Genomic DNA, 16414 nt, shown 5'->3' with positions numbered 1-16414 from the left:
GGTTTCCTTACGCTGAGCGAAAATCCGTGGCCCGGTGTCGGTGGCCACACCTAATGTTAATGACCGTGCGCCCCCTCCCCCTCCCCGACCCTGGCACCCCTCCGCTCACCGGCCCCGGTGCCTTCCTGTGGTGGCTCGCGCGCCGCCAGTGGGGGATCCTCCTGGCCGCCGTCCTGCTCGGCATGGTCACGTTCGTGTGCCAGGCCGTCATGCCCTACGTGCTCGGTCGCGCGCTCGACGAGGGTCTCGACGAGGGCTTCGGCGCGGTCCTTCTCGGCTGGGCCGCGGTCATGCTGGGCATCGGCCTGGTGCAGGTGGGCGCGGCCGCTCTCGGGCACCGCTTCGACATCGAGAACTGGCTGCGCTCGGCCTTCACCACCTCGCAGCTCGTGGGCGACACCGTGGCGCGCTCGGGGCACACCATCACGGACGAGCTCCCCACGGGAGAAGTCGTCTCGGCGGTCGCGTCGGACGCGCTGCGCGTGGGCGAGGTCTACGCGATCGCCGCGCGCTTCGCGGGCTCCCTCATGGCGTACGCCGTGGTCGCCGGGATCATGCTGAGCACCTCGCTCCAGCTGGGCCTCGTCGTGGTCCTCGGGCTGCCGGTCGTCGCGGGCATCCTCGCGTTCCTCGTCAAGCCCCTCCAGCAGCGCCAGGCCGCGCAGCGCGAGGCGTCGGGCCGGCTGACCACCCTGGGCGCGGACACCGTCTCGGGCCTGCGCATCCTGCGCGGCATCGGCGGCGAGAGGGTCTTCACGGACCGCTACCGCACCCAGTCCCAGGCCGTCCGCGAGACGGGCGTGCGCGTCGCGACCACGCAGTCCTACCTCGACGGGCTCCAGGTCCTGCTGCCGGGCCTGTTCGTCGCCCTGGTCCTGTACCTGGGCGCGCACGCGGCCGTGGCCGGGGACATCAGCCCGGGGCAGCTCGTCGCGTTCTACGGGTACGCCGCGTTCCTGTCGTGGCCGCTGCAGATCGCGACCCAGACGCTCCAGATCACCACGCGCGCCCACGTGGCCGCGAAGAAGCTCGTCAAGGTGCTCTCGGTCGTCCCCGCGACGGGTGCAACCCCCGGCACGGCGTCCGCGCCGCCCGCCGGGGCGGCCCTGGTCGACGACGCGAGCGGTGTCGAGCTCACGCCCGGCCGCGTCGTCGCGCTCGTGAGCGTGGACCCGGACGAGTCGGCGCGCATCGCCACGCGCATGGGCCGGTTCGACGACGTCGCGGAGGCGGGCACGCCCGTGCACCTGGGCGGGATCCGGCTCTCCGACCTCGACAAGGACGTGGTGCGCGAGCGCATCGTCGTCGCCGAGGCCACGCCCCACCTGTTCTCGGGCGTGCTCGGCGAGGAGATCGACGTGCGCGGCGGGAGCCTCGAGGCCGAGCTCCTGCGGGCCGTCATGATCGCCGACGCGCACGACGTCCTGGACTCGGTGCCCGACGGCCTCGCGGGCGAGCTCCCGGAGAAGGGCCGCTCGTTGTCCGGCGGCCAGCGCCAGCGCGTCGCCCTGGCCCGCGCGATCCTCACCGACCCCGAGATCCTGGTGCTCGTCGAGCCCACGAGCGCGGTCGACGCCCACACCGAGGCCCGCATCGCCGAACGCCTCGCCGAGGTCCGGCGCGGGCGCACCACGCTCATCGTGACCGCGAGCCCGCTCGTGCTCGACCACGTCGACGACGTCCTGTTCGTCGAGGACGGCCGCGTCGTCACGCACGGCACGCACCGTGAGCTCCTGCACCGCCCGCACGACGCCCACCAGGGCGCGGAGGCCTCGCGCTACCGCGCCGTCGTCGGGCGCTCGATGGACGAGACGCCCGCAGTCCCCGAGGACGACCACCTGCCCATGGGCTCCGCCGAGCTCACCGACGCCTCGAAGGGCGTGTCATGAAGCTCCCCGTCGCGGACGCCTCCCAGGTCCGCCAGCACACCGCCTACCTGGTCCGCGAGCACCGCAGGCCGCTCATCGGCCTCGCGGTCCTGCACACCGTCGCGGCGATCGCCGGGCTTGCGGGCCCGTGGATCCTGGGCCGCCTCGTCGACGCGGTCGCCCAGGGCACTACGTCGGCCTACGTCAACCAGGTCATCGCGATCGGCGTGGGCGCGGTCCTCGTCCAGGCCGTGCTCATCCGCTACGCCCAGAAGTCCTCGATGATCTTCGGGGAGACGGTCTTCGCCGAGCTCCGCGAGGACTTCCTGGAGACCGTCACGACGCTGCCGTTGTCGACCGTCGAGCGCGCCGGCACGGGAGACCTGGTCGCGCGCACGACCAACGACGTCAACCGTATCCAGCACGCCGTGCGGTTCGGCGTCCCGCGCCTCATCGTCGCGGTCGTCACGATCCTGCTCACGGTCGTGGCGAGCATGCTCACCTCGCCGCTCGTGGCCGTGTCGTTGTTCCTGGGCGTCCCGCTCATGGTCGTGGTCTCCCGCTGGTACCTTCGGCGCGCCTCGCCCGGCTACCAGCGCGAGTCCGCGGCGTACGCGGCGCTCAACGGCACCATCACCGAGTCGGTCGAGGGCGCCCGCACCGTCGACGCCCTGCGCCTGGGCGCGCGTCGCAGGGCCAGGGTCGAGGCTGACCTGCGCGAGGCCTTCGCGGCCGAGAAGTACACGCTGAACCTGCGCACGGTCCTGTTCCCCGCGGTCGACTTCACGTTCGTGCTCGCGCCCGTCGCAGTGATCGTGTGGGGCGGCTACCTGCTCTCGACGGGGCACGCGACGATCGGCGCGGTGACGACCATCGCGATGTACGCGTTCCAGCTCGCCGGGCCCGTCTGGGAGCTCATCTTCTGGCTCGACGAGATCCAGGTCGCCGCGACCTCGCTCGCGCGCATCGTGGGCGTCAAGCTCGTCGACAGCGACCGCGAGGCCGGGGACGAGGTGCCCACGGACGAGCACGTCGTGGCACGGGACGTCGAGTACGCGTACCGCGAGGGGCACAACGTGCTGCACGGGATCGACCTCGACCTCGCGGTCGGCGAGCGCCTGGCGGTCGTCGGTCCGTCCGGCGCGGGCAAGTCGACGCTCGGGCGCATGCTCGCGGGCATCCACCCGCCCACGGGCGGCTCGGTCACGGTCGGCGGCGTCGAGCTGGTCGACCTCCCGCTCGACGACCTGCGCCGTCACGTCGCCCTCGTCACGCAGGAGCACCACGTGTTCGTCGGGTCGCTCGCGGACAACCTGCGGCTGGCCGACGAGCACGCGGACGACGACGCGCTGCTCGGGGCCCTTGCTGCGGTCGACGCGCGTGGCTGGGTCGAGACGCTCCCCGAGGGGCTCGCGACCGAGGTCGGCTCGGGCGGTCACGTGCTCACGCCCGCGCAGGCGCAGCAGGTCGCGCTCGCGCGCCTCGTGCTGCTCGACCCGCACACCTTGATCCTCGACGAGGCGACGTCGCTGCTGGACCCGCGAGCGGCCCGGCACCTCGAGCGCTCGCTCAACGCCGTCCTCGAAGGACGGACGGTGGTCGCGATCGCGCACCGCCTGCACACTGCGCACGACGCCGACCGGGTCGCGGTCGTCGACGGGGGGCGCATCACCGAGATCGGTCCGCACGACGAGCTCGTCGCCGCGGGTGGCGACTACGCGCGACTGTGGAGCTCCTGGCAGCAGGAGTGAGCCCGTTCCCCTCGCGGGACCGTTCAGGGCGTGGCCGGTGTCCGGCCACGCCCTGAACGCCGTCCTGCGACGCTCTGACCTGCCGGTACGCTCTCGCCAGTCCGACATGTCCCGGCGCCGCCCGACGACCTGACGGGACGACGAGGTCCTCGGCGCACGTTCGGGTGCACAGCAGGCACCACGCCCTGCTTCCAGGCATTCCCCAGCAAGAGCCCTCACGATTGGTTGAACGTTCAACGAGGATGCGAGGGGCCATGAAGAAGACGATCGCGCTGACCGTCGGGATCGCGACGCTGTGCGCGCTCCTGCTGCTGGGCGGCACGTGGGTCTACGCCCGCTCGCAGGCCGGCACGGAGGCCGCTCCCCTGTCGGTCGGCTCGGCGACGGCCACCGACGACGCCACGGCCGGCGGGAGCGCCGACGCCGCAGGCTCGTCCGTCGACGGCGTCCAGGACGGCGTCTACGCCGTGGACACCGACTCCCAGGCGGGCTACCGCGTCGACGAGGTGCTCTCTGGGCAGGACGTGACCGTGGTCGGCCGCACGAGCGACGTCCGCGGCGAGGTCACGGTCGAGGGCGGCATCCTCACCGCGGCGAGCATCGAGGTCGACATGACGACGATCGAGACCGACGACTCTGGACGCGACCGGCAGTTCCTGCGCATCCTCGACACCGGCGAGCACCCGACCGTGACCTTCGTCCTCACCGCCCCCGTCGACCTCTCGAGCCTCGCGAGCGGGACGGCCACCGTGCAGGCCACCGGCACGCTGACGATCAAGGGTGTCTCGCACGACGTCACGGCGACCCTCGACGCCCGGACCACAGGCGACGGGGCGCAGGTCAGCGGGTCGATCCCCGTCACCTTCTCCGACTACGACGTCGCGGCGCCGAACCTCGGCTTCGTCCAGGTCGAGGACGCGGGCACGGTCGAGATGCTGCTCGACCTCACGCCGTCGGACGGCTGACGGAGTCCTGCGGCAGGTCGGGCAGCCCCGCGATCCCGCCCCCGACCCCGTCGGAGCGCTTGCGCCCGCCCGCGGCCTCGTCGCGCACGAGCCGCACCCACAGGGCGACCGCGAACGCGCCGAAGATCCACCACTGGAGCGCGTAGAAGGCGTTCTGGACGTTGACCCCGTTGCCCCCCTCGATGGTCGGACGGGGCAGCAGGTGCGGGCCGCCGTCGGCCGCGGCGAGCTGGGCCGGGTCGGACTCCATGAGCACCAGGTAGCCGCCGTAGATGGGGTTGCCCCACTCGTTGGCGAGCGCCGCCGAGGAGATCGAGTCCGTCTGCCCCTCGGGCAGGCCGCCGGTCCCGGCGGCCTCCGAGGCCTGGAGGTACGCGGTGACCCGCACCTCGCCCGAGGGTACGGCGAGGGCCACGTCGTCCTCGGCGTCCGCCGTCGGGACCCAGCCCCGGACGACCGGGACCACGGGCGGGCCGGACAGGCCGGCCCAGGACTCGCCGCCCGTGCCGTCGTCGCTCACGCGCAGCGGCGTCAGGACCAGGTAGCCCGTGCGCCCGTCGAGCGCGCGCCCCGCGACGAGGAGCTGCCCCTCGGGCTCGTACTCGCCCTCGACCCAGGCCTGGCGTCCCACGAGCTCGCCCGGGAAGGTCGACTGCGGAGGGAGCAGCACGCCGAGGCCTTCGGGTCCGGCGGCCTCGGCCTCGGCGATCTCGTGCTGCTCGGCGAGCTCGGCCCGCTGGTAGGCACGGTCGAGCTGCCACACCCCGAGACGACCGCACACGGCCGCCGCGAGGAGAAAGAGCAGCAGGAAGCCGATCATGCGGGGGCGGCGGGCGACAGCCCAGAAGCCGGGGCGAGAGGGGGCCTGGTCGGACACGACTCCACGGTAGCCGCGCGGGGGTGGCCCGAGAGAATCCCCGACCCCCGACGTGACCCAGACCACTGTCCCGGGCAAGATCGCCCGTCCCGGGACCTCTCGACGAGCCGGTCGGGACCTTCGTCCTTTTCTTCCCCGACAGACGCACCTCACATCCCGTGGGGCCGTCGAAACCATGCGTTGCCCCCATGGATGAGGTTGTATGAAGGTGCCACCATTCCCCGGTACAGCTGGAGCGTGCGATGACTACGACCACCTCGCGTCCGACAGAAGGAACCCCTTGGCGATCCGCCGAGGTCGCCCCCCTCTCCGAGGAGACGCTCGCGCGCGTCGACGGGTGGTGGCGGGCCGCCAACTACCTGTCGGTGGGCCAGATCTACCTGCTCGCGAACCCGCTGCTGCGCGAGCCCCTCACCCGCGACGACGTCAAGCCGCGCCTCCTCGGCCACTGGGGCACGACGCCGGGCCTGAACTTCCTGTACGCGCACCTGAACCGCGCGATCGTCGAGCGTGAGCAGTCGACGATCTACGTCACGGGCCCCGGTCACGGTGGGCCCGGCCTGGTCGCGAACTCGTACCTCGAGGGCACGTACTCGGAGGTCTACTCGGACATCACCCAGGACACCGAGGGCCTGCGCCGGTTGTTCCGCCAGTTCTCGTTCCCGGGCGGCATCCCCTCGCACGTCGCCCCGGAGACCCCGGGGTCGATCCACGAGGGCGGCGAGCTCGGCTACGCGCTCTCGCACGCCTACGGCGCCGCGTTCGACAACCCGGACCTCCTGGTCGCCGCGGTCGTGGGCGACGGCGAGGCCGAGACCGGCCCCCTGGCCACGAGCTGGCACTCGAACAAGTTCGTCAACCCCGTCAACGACGGTGTCGTGCTGCCGATCCTGCACCTCAACGGGTACAAGATCGCGAACCCCACGATCCTCGGGCGCATCAGCGACGACGAGCTGCGCGACCTCATGATCGGCTACGGGCACACCCCGTACTTCTTCACGGGCGGGTTCGACGGCGAGGACCACTACGAGGTCCACCGGCGCTTCGGGGTCCTGCTCGACGAGGTGCTCAACCACATCGCGCAGATCAAGGCCGACGCCGCAGCGGGCAACGACGAGCGCCCGGCGTGGCCCATGATCGTCTTCCGCACCCCCAAGGGGTGGACGGGCCCCAAGACGATCGACGGCAAGAAGACCGAGGACTCCTGGCGCTCGCACCAGGTGCCGCTCGCGAGCGCGCGCGACACCCCCGAGCACCTGCAGGACCTCAAGGACTGGCTTGACTCCTACCGCGTCCACGAGCTGTTCGACGACGAGGGCCGTCTCGACGCGGACGTCGCTCGCCTGGCGCCCCGTGGCACGCTGCGCATGAGCGACAACCCGCACACCAACGGCGGCCTGCTGCTCAAGGACCTGCGCCTGCCCGACTTCCGCGACTACGCGGTCGAGGTCAGCGCGCCCGGTGGGGGCATGTCGGAGGCGACCAGGGTCCTGGGCCAGTGGCTCACGGACGTGGTGCGCCTCAACCCGGACAACTTCCGGATCTTCGGCCCCGACGAGACCGCGTCGAACCGCTTGCAGGCCGTCTACGAGGTCACGGACAAGCAGTGGAACGCGGACTTCTTCGGGCCCGACGTCGACGAGCACCTCGCGCGGGCGGGTCGCGTCATGGAGATGCTGTCCGAGCACCAGTGCCAGGGGTGGCTCGAGGGCTACCTGCTGACGGGTCGCCACGGCCTGTTCTCGTGCTACGAGGCGTTCATCCACATCATCGACTCGATGTTCAACCAGCACGCCAAGTGGCTCAAGATCACGAACGACATCCCGTGGCGCCGCCCGATCGCGAGCCTCAACTACCTGCTCTCGAGCCACGTGTGGCGCCAGGACCACAACGGCTTCAGCCACCAGGACCCGGGCTTCATCGACCATGTCGTGAACAAGAAGGCGGAGATCGTCCGCGTCTACCTGCCGCCGGACGCCAACACCTTGCTCTCGACGTACGACCACGTCCTGCGCTCGCGCCAGTACGTCAACGTCGTGGTCGCGGGCAAGCAGCCGGCGCCGAACTTCCTCACCATGGACCAGGCGGTCGCGCACTGCACCCGGGGCCTGGGCATCTGGGAGTGGGCGGGCAGCGAGGTCCCGGGCGAGGACCCCGACGTCGTGCTCGGCTGCGCGGGCGACGTCCCGACCCTGGAGACGCTCGCTGCGGCCGACCTGCTGCGTCAGCACCTGCCCGACCTCAAGGTGCGCGTCGTCAACGTCGTGGACCTCATGCGCCTGCAGGACGAGAAGGAGCACCCGCACGGGCTCTCCGACCGCGACTTCGACACGCTCTTCACCACGGACAAGCCCGTGGTCTTCGCGTACCACGGGTACCCGTGGCTCATCCACCGCCTGACCTACCGCCGCAACGGGCACGACAACATCCACGTGCGCGGCTACAAGGAGGAGGGCACGACCACCACGCCGTTCGACATGGTCATGCTCAACGACCTGGACCGGTTCCACCTGGTGATCGACGTCATCGACCGCGTGCCGTCGCTGCGCTCGAAGGCGGCGGGCCTGCGCCAGAAGATGGTCGACGCCCGCCTCGAGGCACGGCAGTACACGAGAGAGCACGGCGAGGACATCCCCTCGGTCCGTGACTGGGTGTGGCCCGACGCGGGCGACACCGCGACAGAAGGGAGCGGCCCGTCGTACGACGCGGCCGCCGCTACCGGAGGCGACAACGAGTGACCAGCACCGCCCGATCCATCTACCTCGCCTCACCCGAGGGCGAGACGGGGAAGTCCACGATCGCGCTGGGCGTCCTCGACCTGCTGACCCGTCGGGTCCAGCGGGTCGGGGTCTTCCGGCCCGTGACCCGGACCGCCCCGAGCTCCGTCGCGGGGGCCACCGCCCCCGTCGACGGGGCCGGCTCCGCCGCTGTACCCCCCGCCGCTGACCGCGACTACGTGCTCGAGCTGCTGCTCGCGCACGACGGTGTCGACCTCACCTACGAGGAGGCCATGGGCGTCACGTACGACGACGTCCACGCCGACCCCGAGGCGGCCCTCGCCCAGATCGTCGCCCGGTACCACGAGGTCGCCAAGCAGTGCGACTTCGTGGTGATCGTCGGCACCGACTACACGGACGTCGCAGGCCCGACCGAGCTCGCGTTCAACGCGCGCATCGCGGCCAACCTGGGCGCCCCGGTGCTCCTGGTCGTCTCGGGCCGCGACCGCACGCCCGAGGCCATCGCGAACCTCACCGAGGTCAGCGTCAACGAGCTCCGCTCGAACCACGCCCAGCCCATCGCGGTCATCGCGAACCGCTGCCGTCCCGAGAGCATCGACCAGGTGCGCGCCCAGCTCTCGACGATCACGCCCGAGGGCCAGGGCCCCCACTCGGCGTCGGGCTCGCTGCCCGGGTGGGCCATCCCCGAGGACCCGTTCCTCAACGCACCGACCGTGGCCGCGATCATGGAGGCCGTGGGCGGACGGCTCGCGCTCGGCGACCCCGAGCTGCTGGGCCGTGAGGTCCTCGACCTGCTGGTCGGCGCCATGTCGCTCGAGCACCTGCTCGAGAAGCTCGTCGACGGCGCCGTGGTCATCACGCCCGGTGACCGCAGCGACATCCTCATCGGTCTGCTCGCGGCCCACCAGGCGCGCAACTTCCCGTCGCTCGCGGGGATCGTGCTCAACGGCGGCTTCTACCCGACCGACTCGACGGGTCGCCTGGTCGAGGCCCTCGACCCGAGCCTGCCGATCATCCGCACGGACCTCGGGACGTTCCGGTCGGCGAGCGCCGCGTCGCGCGTGCGCGGTCGGGTGTCCAAGGAGTCGCAGCGCAAGGTCGACACGGCGCTCGCGCTGTTCGAGCAGAACGTCGACGGCGCCGCGCTCGTCGCGGGTCTCGACGTGCCGCGCCCGGAGGTCGTCACGCCGCTCATGTTCGAGTACGAGCTGCTCTCGCGGGCCCGGTCCGACCGCAAGAACATCGTGCTGCCCGAGGGCGACGACGACCGCATCCTGCGTGCGGCCTCGACCCTGCTGGGCCGCCAGGTCGCCGACCTGACGATCCTGGGCGACGAGCAGTCGATCCGTGCGCGCGCGACCGAGCTGGGCCTCGACATCGACGCCGCGACCGTGATCGACCCGCACGACCCCGAGCTCGTCGAGCGCTTCGCCGAGGAGTACACGAGGCTGCGCGCCCACAAGGGCATGACGGTCGAGCGTGCGCGCGAGATCGTCCCGGACGTGTCGTACTTCGGCACCATGATGGTCCACCTGGGCCTGGCCGACGGCATGGTCTCGGGGGCGCGCCACACGACGGCCCACACCATCAAGCCGTCGTTCGAGATCATCAAGACCGTGCCGGGCGTCTCGGTCGTGTCCTCGGTGTTCCTCATGTGCCTCGAGGACCGGGTCCTGGTCTACGGCGACTGCGCCGTGAACCCGGACCCGACCGACACCCAGCTCGCGGACATCGCGATCTCGTCGGCCGCGACGGCCCTCCAGTTCGGCATCGACCAGCGCGTCGCGATGCTGTCCTACTCGACCGGCGAGTCCGGCTCGGGCGTGGACGTCGACAAGGTGCGCTCGGCGACCGAGCTCGTGCGCACGCGCCGCCCCGACCTGTTCGTCGAGGGCCCCATCCAGTACGACGCCGCGGTCGACGCGTCGGTGGCGGCGTCCAAGATGCCGGGCTCGGACGTCGCCGGCAAGGCGACGGTCTTCATCTTCCCCGACCTCAACACGGGCAACAACACCTACAAGGCGGTGCAGCGCTCGGCGGGCGCCATCGCGGTGGGCCCCGTCCTCCAGGGCCTGAACAAGCCCGTGAACGACCTCTCGCGCGGTGCCCTGGTCCAGGACATCGTCAACACCGTGGCCATCACGGCCATCCAGGCACAGGCGGGCTCGACCACCGAGCCCGGCACGAACGGAGCACCCGCATGACCGTCCTCCCGGAGCACGAGCGCTCGAACCCGTACTCGGCGTACGGGGCGCACGGCTCGGTCCTCGTGATGAACTCGGGGTCGTCCTCGCTCAAGTACCAGCTCGTCAACCCGGTCGGCGGCGAGGCCATCGCCGCGGGGACCATCGAGCGCATCGGCGAGTCGAACGGTGTCATCAAGCACCGCTTCGCGGGCAACACGACCGCGCGTGAGGAGCCCGTCCGCGACCATGCGGAGGCGCTGCGCATCGCGCTGTCGCTGTTCGACGAGGTCGGGCCGCGGCTCGCCGACGCCAACGTGTACGCGGTGGGTCACCGCGTCGTCCACGGTGGCGCCCAGTTCTCCCGTCCCGTCCTGGTGGACGACGAGGTCGAGCGTCAGATCCTCGACCTGGCTCCCCTCGCACCGCTGCACAACCCGGCGAACGTCACGGGCATCTCGGTCGCCCGCGAGCTCCTGCCCGACGTGCCGCACGTCGCGGTGTTCGACACGGCGTTCTTCTCGTCGCTCCCGGAGGCGGCCTCGACCTACGCCCTGGAGAAGGAGACCGCGCAGAAGTACGGCGTGCGCCGGTACGGCTTCCACGGCACGAGCCACCACTACGTGTCGGGCAAGGTCGCGCGGGTCCTGGGCCGACGGCTGCAGGACCTCAACATCATCGTGCTGCACCTCGGCAACGGCGCGTCGGCCTCGGCCGTGCGCGGCGGCATCGCGGTCGACACCTCGATGGGCCTGACCCCGCTCGAGGGCCTGGTCATGGGGACCCGCACCGGGGACATCGACCCCGCGGTGATCTTCCACCTCGCGCGCAACGCGAACATGTCGATCGACGAGCTCGACGACCTGTTCAACAAGCGTTCGGGCATCAAGGGTCTCGCGGGCGAGAACGACTTCCGCGCGCTGCACGAGCTGATCGCCGACGGCAACGAGGACGCGAAGCTCGCGCTCGACGTGTACATCCACCGGTTGCGCAAGTACATCGGCGCGTACATGGCCGTGCTGGGCCGTATCGACGTCATCGCGTTCACGGCCGGTGTGGGCGAGAACGACGACATCGTGCGCGCCCAGGTCGTCGAGGGCCTCGCGGGCCTCGGCATCGCGGTCGACCCGGGGCGCAACGCGGTCCGCAGCAAGGAGCCGCGCGTCATCTCGCCCGACTGGACGAGCACGCTGGTCATGGTCGTGCCGACCATGGAGGAGCTCGCGATCGCCCGCCTGAGCGTGGAGATCGTGGAGGAGACCGAGAAGGCCGGGAAGCCCGTCACGTTCCCGCCCGCAGCGTCGGCAGCATCGGCAGCGCCCGCTGAGCCGGCGGCGGCCCAGGAGCCCGAGGCGCCGCAGGAGTCCTGACCTCTCCCCCGCCGTCGTCGCGCACCCGAGCACGGCGCGACGGCACGTGCGCGCGCACGGCACTGCCCGCGCACGACCCGAGCCACGCCTCGACCCTCTAGGGTCGAGGCGTGGCTCTTCTCATCGACCCGCCGACCTGGCCGGCCCACGGGACCTCGTGGTCCCACCTCGTCTCGGACTCCTCGCTCGACGAGCTGCACGGCTTCGCCGAGCGGCTGGGGCTGGGTCGGCGCGCGTTCGACCTCGACCACTACGACGTCCCGGCCGAGCGCCACGCGGACTGCGTCGCCGCGGGGGCCCAGGACGTGTCGGGGCGCGAGCTCATCGTGCGGCTGCGGGCCTCGGGGCTGCGCGTCCCGGCCCGCGAGCGGGCGGCGGCCAAGGCCGCGGCCCTGCTGGCACGGTGGGACGCGACGCTGCCGGGGGTCCCGGGGGCGCCCGAGGTGGGTGAGGACCTGGTCGCCCGCTGGCACGAGCCGCACCGCGCCTATCACGGGCCCGCGCACCTGGCTCACGTGCTCGACTCCCTCGCGGTCCTGGAGGGCCGCTCGCCGGGCGTGCCCTCTCCCGGGGAGCCTGCGCCGTCGGGCACGTCGCTGCGCGCGCAGCTCGCCCTGTGGTTCCACGACGCGGTCCACGAGGGTGTCGCGGGGCAGGACGAGGAGGCGTCGGCCGCGCTCGCGGTGGAACGCCTGTCCGGGCTCGTCCCCGGCCCGACGACGCCGCTCACCGGTGACGGGCCTCTCCCGTCGGGCGGGGCGCGCCTGACGCCCGACGACGTCGCGGAGGTCGCGCGGCTCGTCCGTCTCACGGCCACGCACGACCCGGCCCCCGACGATGCCGCGGGTGCGCTCGTGTGCGACGCCGACCTCGCGATCCTCGGCAGCGCGCCCGACCGGTACGCCCGCTACGTCCGGCAGGTGCGGACCGAGTACGCCCACGTGCCCGACGAGCAGTTCGCGGCGGGCCGTGCCGCGGTCCTCGGACAGCTTCTCGCGCTCCCGTCCCTCTTCCGGACACCGCTGGCACGCGACCGCTGGCAGGAGCGTGCCGAGCAGAACCTGCGGACCGAGCTCGCGGGTCCGGGCGCGCACGGTCACGCGCACGGCGGCGACGTGCACCACTAGGCGCGGCCGGGACGACCGACACCTCCCCGGGGCGCACCGTGCGTACGGTCGAGGTCGTCCTCGTGAGCGGCGACGGCTCGAGCGCGGACTACGACGAGCCGACCGCGATGCTGAACTGGCTCGTCGAGCACGGCGTACCCGCGGAACGCGTCGTGCGCGACGTCGCGGGACTCGACACCCACGACACGTGCGTGCGGGCGCGCGAGGTCTTCGGGGTCACGGAGGCGCTCCCCGCCGCTAGGGCAGGCGCAGCTTCTTCATGACCGCGAACGCGGTCGTGAGCAGGCGGCTCGCACGGTCGGCGGGCTGCGCATAGAGGGTGTCGAAGCTCAACCCGCGCGAGACGCCGCGCTGGACCACGATCGTCTGCGCCTCGGTGAGCGCCTCGATCCCCTCGCGCCCGTGCCGACGCCCCACACCCGAGCTCTTGAACCCGCCCATGGGTGCCGCGACCGAGCCGAACGCCGACGCGTAGCCGTCGTTGATGTTGACGGCCCCGGCCTCGACCTGCGCCGCGAGCCGGCGCCCGCGCGCGGTGTCCTGCGTCCAGATGCTCGCGCTGAGCCCGAGGTCCGAGTCGTTCATGGCCCGGATCGCGGCCGCGTCGTCGGGCACGCGGGTCACCGTGACGACCGGGCCGAACGTCTCCTCGCGCGCGCACTCGGCCGTGGGCGGCACGTGGTCGAGGACCGTGGGCGCGTAGAAGAACGGGCCGATGTCCGCGCGGTGCACGCCGCCGGCGAGCACGCGGGCGCCCTGGGACAGGGCGTCGTCGACGTGAGCGACCACGCGGTCGAGCTGCGCCTGCGACGTGAGCGAGCCCATGTCCACCGAGTAGTCGAGCGCGGTGCCGAGCCGGAGCTCGCGCACGAGCGGGACGAACGCGTCGAGGAACTCCTCGGCGACGTCCTCGTGCAGGATCAGCCGCTCGACCGAGACGCAGAGCTGGCCGCTGTTGGAGAAGCACGCGCGCACGGCGCCCTGGGCTGCGGACGGGACGTGCGCGTCCGCAGCGACGTACAGGGGGTTCTTGCCGCCGAGCTCGAGCGTGGTCCCGATGAGCCGCTCGCCCGCCTGCGCGGCGACCTTGCGCCCCGTCGCGGTCGAACCCGTGAACGCGATGTGGTCGACGAGCCCCGTCAGGGCCGCGCCGATCTCCCCGCCGCCTGCCACGACGAGCAGGAGGTCACCGGGCAGCCCGGCCTCCTCCAGGACCTCGGCGGCCCACAGGGCCGTCAGCGTGGTCTGCGGATCCGGCTTGACCACCACGGCGTTGCCTGCGACCAGGGCCGGCAGGGCCTCGGCGAGCGCCAGCGTGAGCGGGTAGTTCCAGGGGGCGATGGCTCCGACCACGCCGACCGGGCGACGGTGCACGCTCGCGCGCGTCAGGACGGGGAGCATGCCGCCCACACGGCGTTCTGCCAGGTAGTGCGCGGCCCGCACGCCGTAGTGGCGCGTGACCTGGGCGATGTCGCCGACCTCCTCGAACGCGCTGCGGCGCGACTTGCCAGTCTCCATCTGCAGCAGGTCCAGGATCTCGGCCTGCCGCTCGAGGACCAGGTCGTGGAAGCGCAGCAGCACCGCGGAGCGCTCGGCGACCGTGGTGTGCGCCCAGGAGCGCTGCGCCCGACGCGCCCGTCCGACCGCGACCGCGACGTCCTCGACCGAGGACAGGGGGATCGATGCGAGCGGCGCCCCGGTGAACGGGAGGACCGAGCGGTGCTCGCCCGCCGTGTGGGAGGTGACGACGCGGGCCACGAGGGGAGCGACGACGTCGGGCTCCAGCACGTACGTCGCGGAAGGGTGCTCCGGGTCCAGGAGGCCGTCGATGGCGGCGCTGCCGTCCGGTGTTTCGCTTGCCATGCGTGACAGGTTACGCGGCGGTACCCCCGGGCAGAACATCCTTCACACAATCCCCTTTGGTACGTCTCGCCCGGCGTGCCTCGCCCGGGTCCGCGGCGACGCGGGGGGCTCGGCCCGGCAGCGCCGTCCCGTTCAGCCCTGCGTCGCCCAGGTACGCGCACCGTCGAGCAGGTGGGCGAGGGCGTCGTCGACGACCTGTGCCGGGTCCCGCTCGGCGGCGGCCTCGGCCCACCAGACGAGCGCGGCGAAGTTGGCCGCCGAGCACGCCGCGGCGAGCGACCGGGCGCGCAGCGACGGCTCGGGCCCGCCCTCGGCGCGGGTCAGGAACGACTCGACGAGCGCGGCCGACGTGCCGATGCGCGAGGTTCCCCAGGCGAGCAGCTCGTCGTCCGACCCGATGAGCCGCAGCCGTTGGCGCGTGACCTCGAGCGCGTCGTCGGGGAAGGTCGAGGACGCGACGAACGCGGCGCGCACCACGTCGAGCGCCTCGGCCAGGCTCGCCGGGCTGCTCGCGCCGAGCACGTCGGCGATCGCGTCGCGCGCCTCCCCCGAGCCGCCCCAGACCATCGCGGCCTTCGACGGGAAGAGGCGGAAGAGGGTCCGCCGACCGACGCCGCACGCGCTCGCGACGTCGTCCATCGTGACGTTGCCGAAGCCCCGCTCGGTGAACAGGCGTAGAGCCGTGGCGGCGACGCGCGCCGGGTCGACCGTGGCAGGTCGGCCGCGGCGTGCGGGTGTCTGCGACATCACATCTCCTCGCGAAACATATTTATGGCACTGAGTGTTAGAAAGGTAGCAGGAGCCGCATCCAGGCACCTCGACCCGGCGGAAGGACCCCCATCATGAGCACGTCGACCATCCCGAACCGATTCTCCGGCGCGACCGTCGTCGTCACCGGCGCAGGCTCCGGCATCGGCAAGGCCACCGCGACCAGGCTCCTCGCCGAGGGTGCACGCGTCATCGCGAGCGACCTCGACGCCGACCGCCTCGCCGCACTCGTCGCCGAGAGCGGCGAAGCCCCCCTCCTGACCATCGTGGGCGACGTGTCCGACGACGCCGTGATCGCCAGCATCGTCGAGGCCGGCGAGGGGCGCATCACGGGCCTCGTCAACAACGCCGGGATCATGGACTCGTTCGTCCCCACGGCCGAGATCGACGACGCCCTGTGGGAGCGCGTCATGCGCATCAACGTGACCGCGCCCATGAAGCTCATGCGCGCCGTGCTGCCCGCGATGGTCGAGGCCGGCCACGGCCGGATCGTCAACGTCGCGAGCGAGGCCAGCGTGCGCGCGGGCGCCTCGGGCACCCCGTACGCGACGTCGAAGCACGCGGTCGTGGGCCTGACCAAGAGCACCGCGCTCTTCTACGGCCCCGCAGGAGTGCGCGTCAACGCCGTGGCGCCGGGCGCCGTCGCGACCAACATCGAGGCACCCTTCCGCTCCGAGCTCGGCGCCAAGCGCCTCGGGCCGATCATGCAGGCGACCGTGCCCGAGCCCGCGACCGCCGAGCAGCTCGCGGCCTCGATCACCTGGCTGCTCTCCGAGGACTCGGCCAACGTGAACGGCGTGCTCCTCATGTCGGACGGCGGCTGGTCGACCATCTGACGGTTCCCCCGGGTGTCGAACCCGAGGCCGGTCACGCAGCTCGTCGCGGCTGCTCGACCGACCTCGGG

At 72.2% G+C, this 16414-nt stretch carries 12 protein-coding genes; 9 read left to right on the top strand and 3 right to left on the bottom strand.

The genetic code is table 11. The features are described 5' to 3' along the window. The first annotated feature begins 59 nt into the window (after positions 1-59). The 3 genes from JOD48_RS06070 to JOD48_RS06060 all read left to right on the top strand — a co-directional run bounded on the left by JOD48_RS06070 (position 60) and on the right by JOD48_RS06060 (position 4584). Positions 60-1889 carry an ABC transporter ATP-binding protein gene (locus JOD48_RS06070; protein ID WP_204808054.1) on the top strand — a complete coding sequence of 610 codons (1830 nt, stop codon included), beginning with the start codon at positions 60-62 and terminating at the stop codon, positions 1887-1889. Continuing rightward, complete coding sequence (locus JOD48_RS06065) at positions 1886-3619, top strand: ABC transporter ATP-binding protein (RefSeq protein WP_191791454.1); 1734 nt, start codon at positions 1886-1888, stop codon at positions 3617-3619. The genes JOD48_RS06070 and JOD48_RS06065 overlap by 4 nt, the downstream gene beginning before the upstream one ends. A 254-nt stretch (positions 3620-3873) precedes the next feature. Continuing rightward, the gene (locus JOD48_RS06060; protein WP_239527338.1) at positions 3874-4584 is read left to right on the top strand and encodes a YceI family protein; all 711 of its coding nucleotides are present in this window, start codon (positions 3874-3876) and stop codon (positions 4582-4584) included. On the opposite strand, the gene JOD48_RS06055 is transcribed toward JOD48_RS06060, so the two are convergent. Next, a complete protein-coding gene (locus tag JOD48_RS06055; RefSeq protein ID WP_307823996.1) occupies positions 4565-5461 on the bottom strand; it encodes an SURF1 family protein in 897 nt (298 codons plus the stop codon). The two genes, JOD48_RS06060 and JOD48_RS06055, sit on opposite strands and share 20 nt — an antisense overlap. A 242-nt stretch (positions 5462-5703) precedes the next feature. Between JOD48_RS06055 and JOD48_RS06050 the strand changes: the two genes are divergently transcribed. From JOD48_RS06050 to JOD48_RS19480, 5 genes are all read left to right on the top strand, one after another. After that, the gene (locus tag JOD48_RS06050) at positions 5704-8199 is read left to right on the top strand and encodes a phosphoketolase family protein (protein ID WP_204808049.1); all 2496 of its coding nucleotides are present in this window, start codon (positions 5704-5706) and stop codon (positions 8197-8199) included. After that, on the top strand, positions 8196-10403 hold the full coding sequence (pta, locus tag JOD48_RS06045) for a phosphate acetyltransferase (RefSeq protein WP_191791460.1): 2208 nt from the start codon (positions 8196-8198) through the stop codon (positions 10401-10403). Before JOD48_RS06050 ends, pta begins: the two co-directional genes overlap by 4 nt. After that, the gene (locus tag JOD48_RS06040) at positions 10400-11752 is read left to right on the top strand and encodes an acetate/propionate family kinase (RefSeq protein WP_204808046.1); all 1353 of its coding nucleotides are present in this window, start codon (positions 10400-10402) and stop codon (positions 11750-11752) included. The genes pta and JOD48_RS06040 overlap by 4 nt, the downstream gene beginning before the upstream one ends. A 110-nt stretch (positions 11753-11862) precedes the next feature. Continuing rightward, on the top strand, positions 11863-12879 hold the full coding sequence (locus tag JOD48_RS06035; RefSeq protein ID WP_191791463.1) for a DUF4031 domain-containing protein: 1017 nt from the start codon (positions 11863-11865) through the stop codon (positions 12877-12879). A 38-nt stretch (positions 12880-12917) separates the two neighbouring features. Next, on the top strand, positions 12918-13142 hold the full coding sequence (locus JOD48_RS19480) for an ElyC/SanA/YdcF family protein (RefSeq protein ID WP_307823995.1): 225 nt from the start codon (positions 12918-12920) through the stop codon (positions 13140-13142). Here JOD48_RS19480 and JOD48_RS06025 read toward each other — a convergent pair. Together JOD48_RS06025 and JOD48_RS06020 are read right to left on the bottom strand one after the other, a co-directional pair. After that, positions 13117-14742, bottom strand: a complete 1626-nt coding sequence (locus JOD48_RS06025; protein ID WP_191791465.1) for a succinic semialdehyde dehydrogenase — start codon at positions 14740-14742, stop codon at positions 13117-13119. The two genes, JOD48_RS19480 and JOD48_RS06025, sit on opposite strands and share 26 nt — an antisense overlap. A gap of 132 nt (positions 14743-14874) precedes the next feature. Continuing rightward, positions 14875-15489 (bottom strand): TetR family transcriptional regulator, encoded by a 615-nt coding sequence (locus JOD48_RS06020; protein ID WP_204808044.1) that lies wholly within the window; start codon positions 15487-15489, stop codon positions 14875-14877. 95 nt (positions 15490-15584) lie between these two features. Here JOD48_RS06020 and JOD48_RS06015 point away from each other — a divergent pair, with 95 nt between their 5' ends. After that, a complete protein-coding gene (locus JOD48_RS06015; RefSeq protein WP_191791469.1) occupies positions 15585-16346 on the top strand; it encodes an SDR family NAD(P)-dependent oxidoreductase in 762 nt (253 codons plus the stop codon). The last annotated feature ends 68 nt before the right edge of the window (positions 16347-16414 follow it).

The organism is Oerskovia paurometabola (assembly GCF_016907365.1).
GTDB classification, from domain to species: Bacteria; Actinomycetota; Actinomycetes; order Actinomycetales; family Cellulomonadaceae; genus Oerskovia; species Oerskovia paurometabola.
This window is presented reverse-complemented; position numbering and strand designations above follow the sequence as displayed.